General features: G+C 68.5%; 13 protein-coding genes. All 13 read right to left on the bottom strand.

Annotated features, from left to right (window positions below; translation table 11 throughout):
* Positions 1-87: 87 nt before the first annotated feature.
* Positions 88-456, bottom strand: a complete 369-nt coding sequence (rplN, locus tag HY726_16275; GenBank protein MBI4610554.1) for a 50S ribosomal protein L14 — start codon at positions 454-456, stop codon at positions 88-90.
* A 9-nt stretch (positions 457-465) separates the two neighbouring features.
* A complete protein-coding gene (gene rpsQ, locus HY726_16270) occupies positions 466-720 on the bottom strand; it encodes a 30S ribosomal protein S17 (GenBank protein ID MBI4610553.1) in 255 nt (84 codons plus the stop codon).
* 254 nt (positions 721-974) lie between these two features.
* Positions 975-1,181, bottom strand: coding sequence for a 50S ribosomal protein L29 (gene rpmC / locus HY726_16265; GenBank protein MBI4610552.1), 207 nt, complete (start codon positions 1,179-1,181; stop codon positions 975-977).
* 3 nt (positions 1,182-1,184) lie between these two features.
* Positions 1,185-1,604 carry a 50S ribosomal protein L16 gene (gene rplP, locus HY726_16260; GenBank protein MBI4610551.1) on the bottom strand — a complete coding sequence of 140 codons (420 nt, stop codon included), beginning with the start codon at positions 1,602-1,604 and terminating at the stop codon, positions 1,185-1,187.
* Between the two features lie 18 nt (positions 1,605-1,622).
* A complete protein-coding gene (gene rpsC, locus HY726_16255; protein ID MBI4610550.1) occupies positions 1,623-2,270 on the bottom strand; it encodes a 30S ribosomal protein S3 in 648 nt (215 codons plus the stop codon).
* 4 nt (positions 2,271-2,274) lie between these two features.
* Positions 2,275-2,745: a 50S ribosomal protein L22 gene (rplV, locus tag HY726_16250; protein MBI4610549.1), complete on the bottom strand. Its 471-nt coding sequence runs from the start codon at positions 2,743-2,745 to the stop codon at positions 2,275-2,277.
* Positions 2,746-2,748: 3 nt separating this feature from the next.
* Entirely contained in the window at positions 2,749-3,036 is a 288-nt protein-coding gene (gene rpsS, locus HY726_16245; GenBank protein MBI4610548.1) for a 30S ribosomal protein S19, read from the bottom strand.
* A gap of 9 nt (positions 3,037-3,045) precedes the next feature.
* Entirely contained in the window at positions 3,046-3,867 is an 822-nt protein-coding gene (gene rplB / locus HY726_16240; GenBank protein MBI4610547.1) for a 50S ribosomal protein L2, read from the bottom strand.
* Positions 3,867-4,157 carry a 50S ribosomal protein L23 gene (rplW, locus tag HY726_16235; GenBank protein ID MBI4610546.1) on the bottom strand — a complete coding sequence of 97 codons (291 nt, stop codon included), beginning with the start codon at positions 4,155-4,157 and terminating at the stop codon, positions 3,867-3,869. Before rplW ends, rplB begins: the two co-directional genes overlap by 1 nt.
* Entirely contained in the window at positions 4,154-4,825 is a 672-nt protein-coding gene (gene rplD / locus HY726_16230; GenBank protein MBI4610545.1) for a 50S ribosomal protein L4, read from the bottom strand. Before rplD ends, rplW begins: the two co-directional genes overlap by 4 nt.
* A 2-nt stretch (positions 4,826-4,827) precedes the next feature.
* Positions 4,828-5,496, bottom strand: coding sequence for a 50S ribosomal protein L3 (rplC, locus tag HY726_16225; GenBank protein ID MBI4610544.1), 669 nt, complete (start codon positions 5,494-5,496; stop codon positions 4,828-4,830).
* Positions 5,497-5,575: 79 nt separating this feature from the next.
* Positions 5,576-5,896, bottom strand: coding sequence for a 30S ribosomal protein S10 (gene rpsJ, locus HY726_16220; protein MBI4610543.1), 321 nt, complete (start codon positions 5,894-5,896; stop codon positions 5,576-5,578).
* Positions 5,897-5,914: 18 nt separating this feature from the next.
* The coding region (locus tag HY726_16215) for an elongation factor Tu (protein ID MBI4610542.1) at positions 5,915-6,016 on the bottom strand (102 nt) is incomplete at its 5' end.

Here is a 6,016-nt window from a genome sequence, read left to right as displayed (position 1 = left end):
GGGAGGAGCCGACCGGAGCGTACGCGGTTGTACGTGAGGATCGGCGACGACCGAGGACGAAGTAAGGCGAAGTTAGTTGGAACGGCACTAGATGACCTCCGGCGCCAGCGAGATGATCTTGGTAAACTGCTTGTCCCTCAGCTCCCGCGCCACCGGTCCGAAGACCCGTGTCCCGATCGGGTTGTTCTGCGGGTTCAGGAGCACGGCGGCATTGCGGTCGAAGCGGATGTAGGAGCCGTCGGAGCGCCGGACCTCTTTGGCGGTTCGCACCACGACGGCCCTGGCGACCTCTCCCTTCTTCACGGTCCCGTCGGGCGCGGCCTCTTTGACGCTCACGATGATGGTGTCCCCGAGCGTGGCGTACTTCTTCCGGGAGCCGCCCATGACCCGGATGCACTGGACCTTCTTGGCCCCGGAGTTGTCCGCCACCTCCAGCATGGTTCTGGTCTGAATCATCCCGAGCTCTCACAGCGCTGACGCCCGGACCAGGATCTGCCGGATCCGCCAGCGCTTCTCACGCGACATGGGACGCGTCTCCTCGATCAGGACCCGGTCGCCGACCTTGCTCGCGTTCGTCTCGTCGTGGGCCTTGAGCTTCCTGGTCCGCCGCACCACCCGCTCGTAGCGCGCATGGCGATAGACCCGCTCCACGCGGACCACGCGGGTCTTCTCCATCTTGTCGCTCATCACGACCCCTTCACGGGTCTTTCGCTCCCCCATCGAATCGGCTCCTCTACAGTCCTCGGAGGGGGGCGCACCCACGCCGACCCCCCGCGCTCGCGCGCGGGCGTGGCGCGGGTACCCGCCCCTTCCGATACCTCCCCCCTATGGTCGTTCGAGCGTGGCGGGGTCGGCCATGCCGTGAGGCAGGCCCCCCGCCGCGCGAGGCCCGAGTTGGTTGCGCGGGCCGGGTACCCGCGCCGGGTACCCACGAAGTGGGTGTGCGCGCTCGAACCAGATTCCTCGGCATCCCGCTACACCGGCCGGCGAACGCCCAGCTCCCGCTCGCGCAGCACGGTCTTGGCCCTGGCCAGGTCGCGCTTGACCTGACCCACCCGGGCCGGGTTCTTGGCTACGCCCAGCGAAAGCTGGAAGCGCAGGTTAAAGAGCTCCTCCGCAAGCTCCTTCACCTTCTGCTGGAGCTCGGGGTCGGTCAGTTCGCGCCACTTCGCCGGTTTCATCGATCAGCCTCCGGCTCGTGCGCGGCTCACGAACCTGGTCGCGATGCCGAGCTTCTGGCCCGCCAGCCGGAACGCCTCGCGGGCCACGTCCTCCTTCACGCCTTCCATCTCGTAGAGGATGCGTCCTGGCTTCACCACCGCAACCCAGTACTCCGGGTTACCCTTGCCCTTTCCCATCCGCGTCTCGGCGGGCTTCTTCGTTACCGGCTTGTCCGGGAAGACCCGGATCCAGATCTTCCCCCCGCGCTTGACGCTGCGCGTGAGGGAGACGCGGGCCGCCTCGATCTGGCGGTTCGTGACCCAGCCCGGCTCGAGGGCCTTCAGACCGAAGTCGCCGAAGGTCAGCGTCGAGCCGCGAATCGCCTTGCCCCTCATCCGGCCGCGCTGGGCCTTCCGGTACTTGACGCGCTTCGGCATCAGCATGCGCCGGTCTCCTCGGGACTATGCTTCCACCGCCTGGCGGGTCGACAGGACCTCGCCCCTGAAGATCCAGACCTTCACGCCGATGGCGCCGTAGGTGGTGCGCGCCTCTGCCAGCCCGTAGTCGATGTCGGCGCGAATCGTGTGGAGCGGCACCCGGCCGTCCCGGTACCATTCGCGCCGGGCGATCTCCGCGCCCGCGAGGCGCCCCGCGCAGGCGATCCGGATCCCGCCCGCCCCCAGCCTGAGCGCCGACGTCACGGCCTTCTTCATCGCCCGCCGGAACGCGACGCGCTTCTGGAGCTGGAGCGCCACGTTCTCGGCCACGAGCTGCGCGTCCAGCTCGGGGTGGATGACCTCCTCGATGTTCAGGTAGACCTCTTTGCCGGTGCGCGCCTGGAGCTCGTTCTTCAGTTTCTCGACCTCCGACCCCTTGCGCCCGATGATGATGCCGGGCCGAGCGGTGTGGATCGTGATCCTGATCCGGTTGGCCGACCGCTCGATATCGGTGCGCGAGATCCCGGCGTGATAGAGCGTGCCCTTGATATACCGCCGGATCTTCACGTCCTCGTGCAGGAGCGCGGCGTAGCCCTTGGTCGCGAACCACCGGGAACTCCAGGTCCGCGTCCCGCCCAGCCGAAAGCCGATCGGATGCGTCTTCTGTCCCATGTCTCTACCCCTCCGCGGCCGCGCGTGGTCTCGCGCGGTCGGCAGATCCCCGCGCCGCACGCGGCTGCCCGGCGCGGGCGCGCACCCGCTCCGCGGGTACCCGGCCTGCGGCAGTCCGTTGGCCTGGTGCCGGCTGAGGAACCTCGTCGCTCAGGACCACCGTAATGTGGCTGGTGCGGTGGCGGATGAAGAAGGCTCGCCCCATGGCCCGCGGCTGGATGCGCTTGATCACCGGGCCACGGTCGGCGACCGCCTTGGCGATCCGGAGGTCGTCGAGGTTCCGCACCTGGTGGTTGTGCTCGGCGTTGGCGATGGCGGAGCGCAGGGTCTTCTCGACCAGCCGGGCCGCCGCCCGCGGGACGTACTGGAGCAACCCCAGGGCCTCCCCCACCGACCGGCCCTGCAGCTCGCGCAGGACCAGGCGGGCCTTGCGCGGTGAGACACGCACGAAGCGGCTGACCGCCTGGGTCCGCATAGCCTACGCTTTGACCTCGGTGGTGGCCTTCTGCGCCGCCCCGTGGGCCTTGAAGGTCCGGGTCAGGGCGAACTCGCCGAGCCTGTGCCCCACCATGTTCTCGGTGATGTAAACCGGAATGAACTTCCTGCCGTTATGAACCGCGAGCGTGTGGCCGACGAACTCGGGCACGATGGTGGAGCGCCGCGACCAGGTCTTCAGCACCTTCTTCCCTCGGGCGCGGTTGAGCTCCTCCACCCGGGCCAGCAGTGTCTCGTCCACGTACGGTCCCTTCTTCAGCGAGCGTCCCATCTCTCCCCTCTACTTCGCCCGGCGGGTGACGATGTAACGATCCGAAGGCTTGGGCCGGCGGGTCTTGTAGCCCTTGGTGGGCTTGCCCCACGGCGTCATCGGGTGGTTGCCCTTGCCCCGGCCCTCGCCGCCCCCCATGGGATGGTCCACGGGGTTCATGGACACGCCCCGGACCGTCGGGCGGAAACCGAGCCACCGGACGCGCCCGGCCTTGCCGACGGAGACGTTCTCGTGATCGAGGTTGCCGACCTGGCCCACCGTGGCCATGCAGTCGAGCCTGACCATCCTCACCTCGCCCGAGGGGAGCTTCAGCGTGGCGAGGTCCCCTTCCTTGGCCAGGAGCTGCGCCTGCGACCCGGCGCTCCGGCAGAGCTGGCCTCCCTTGCCCGGTTGGAGCTCCACGTTGTGGATCATGGTCCCCACGGGGATGTTCCTGATCGGCAGCGCGTTGCCCGGCAGGATGTCGGCCTGCGGGCCGGACATGACCACGTCGCCCACCTTGAGCCCGAGCGACGCGACGATGTACCGCTTTTCGCCGTCCCGGTAGTGGAGGAGCGCAATGCGCGCCGACCGGTTGGGGTCGTATTCGATCGCCGCAACGGTGGCCGGCACGCCCCATTTCTCCCGGCGGAAGTCGATCACGCGAAGGCGGCGCCTCGCCCCGCCGCCCCGGTGTCGCACTGTGATCCGCCCGGCGTTGTTCCGCCCGCTGGTGCGCCGCTTGGCGCGGAGCAGGCTCTTCTCGGGCCGGCTCCGGGTGACGTCGTCGAAAGCGAGCAGCGTCATGAAGCGCCGGCCCGGGGACGTGGGCTTGATGATCTTGACCGCCATCACATGCCCTCAACCAGCTCGATCTTTTCACCAGGGGCCAGCGTCACGATCGCCTTCTTCCAGGAGGGCTGGCGCCCCTGGAAGCGCCCCATCCGCTTCAGCTTGCCCTGGACGCTGGCGGTCCTCACGCCGGTCACCTTCACGTTGAAGATCGCCTCGACCGCGTGGCGGATCTCCACCTTGTTGGCGTCCGGCACGACCTGGAACGTGACCGCGTTCCGCTCCTCTTTGACCCGCATGCTCTTCTCGGTCATCAGGGGCCGGACGATGATCTCCCGGGGACTCCTCATCGCGTCCCCCCGCTGGTAGACGGAGACTCCCGCTCCACCGCTCCGGCCAGCGCTTCCTGCAACGTGAGGAGCGCTGGCCGCTCGAAGATAACCTGCCTGTTCCGGAGCAGCTGGTAGACGGAGACGTGCGAGGGAGTCTCGACGACCAGCCAGGGAAGGTTGCGCGACGCCCGGGCCAGCGCCTGGCTCAGCTGGGCCACGACGAGAAGCGTCGGCGCCTCCTTGAGGCCCAGGCCGAGCAGCCAGCCCGCCAGGGCTTTCGTCTTCGCCTCCCGCAGCTCCACGCGGTCCACGACCGCGACCCGCGCGTCCGCCACCGCAGCAGCCAGTGCGGCGCGCAGCGCCTGGCGCCGCGCAGCGCGTGGCATGCCGAGGGTGTAGTCCCGCGGATGGGGGCCAAAGACCGTCCCGCCCTTGCGCCACTGCGCGGCCCGGATCGAGCCCTGACGGGCGCGACCCGTTCCCTTCTGGCGCCACGGCTTCTTGCCTCCCCCGGACACATCGCTCCGGCCTTTGGTCTCGTGCGTGCCGGCGCGCTGCGCCGCCAGCTCCCGGACGACCGCCTGGTGGAGGAGGGGGACCCGCAGCGGGACGCCGAAGACCTCGGGCCTCAGGTCCAGCGTCTCTCCGGCTTTTCCACCCGTGCTGAGAACCGGCACCGCCGGCATGGCTACCTGGCCTTCCGCGCCCGTTGCTGGGCTTTGGTGAGCTTGACGCTCTTTCTCACCACCACAAGCGCGCCGATCGGACCCGGCACGGCACCCCGGACGACGAGCAGGTTCTGCTCGGGGAGCACGCGGACCACGGGCACGTTCAGCACGGTCCGCGACTCGCCGCCCATCCGGCCCGGGAGATGATGACCGGGCCAGACCCGCGACGGATCCGAGGAGGCCCCGATGGATCCCGGCGCCCGGTGAAACATCGAACCGTGCGTCGCGTCTCCGCCGTACCACCCGTACCGCTTGACGCCACCCTGAAACCCCTTCCCTTTGCTGACGCCGCTCACGTCCACCAGCTGGCCGGGCTCGAAGAGGTCCACGGTGAGCGTCTGGCCCACCTGGTAGTTCTGAGCCGTTTCGGTCTTCTCGACGCGGATCTCGCGGAGCACGCGCATCGGAGCGAGGCCCAGCTTCTTGAAATGCCCGGCCTCAGGTTTGCTCACGCCCTTCTTCTTCGGCTCGAAGCCGAGCTGGACCGCGTCGTAGCCGTGGGTGGCCTTCGTCCGGATCCCCAGCACGGTGCACGGCCCCGCCTCGATGACACTCACCGGGATCTGACTGCCGTCGTCACCGAAGAGCTGGGTCATCCCCCGCTTCCGTCCGATCAGCCCCTCCTTCATCGCCATGGCTACCCTCGGAGGGGGGCTTCGCCCCCCTTCCGATCCTGGACCACAGCGAACCGGACGATGGTCGGCATGCTCACAGCTTGATTTCGACGTCGACGCCTGAGGGAAGATCGAGCTTCATCAACGCGTCCACGGTCTGGGGGGTGGGATCCAGGATGTCGAGGAGCCGCTTGTGCGTCCGCATCTCGAACTGCTCCCGGGACGTTTTGTCCACGTGAGGCGAGCGGAGCACCGTCCACCGGTTGATGAGGGTGGGGAGCAGAACGGGCCCAGACACACGGGCGCCGGTCCGCCTCACCGTCTCGACGATCTCCTTCACCGACCGATCGAGGAGCTGATGGTCGTAGGCCTTGAGGCGGATTCTGATCTTCTGGTCCTGAACCAGCGTGACCATTTACTTCGCCCGTGCAATCTACTCCAGGATCTCCGTCACGACGCCGGCGCCCACCGTCCGCCCCCCCTCCCGGACCGCAAACCGGAGCTCCTTCTCCAGCGCAATCGGCGTGATCAGCTC

Source organism: Candidatus Rokuibacteriota bacterium (assembly GCA_016209385.1).
In the GTDB taxonomy this organism is placed as follows: domain Bacteria; phylum Methylomirabilota; class Methylomirabilia; order Rokubacteriales; family CSP1-6; genus JACQWB01.
The sequence above is the reverse complement of the archived record's forward strand: the minus strand, read 5'-3'. Positions and strand labels throughout refer to the sequence as shown.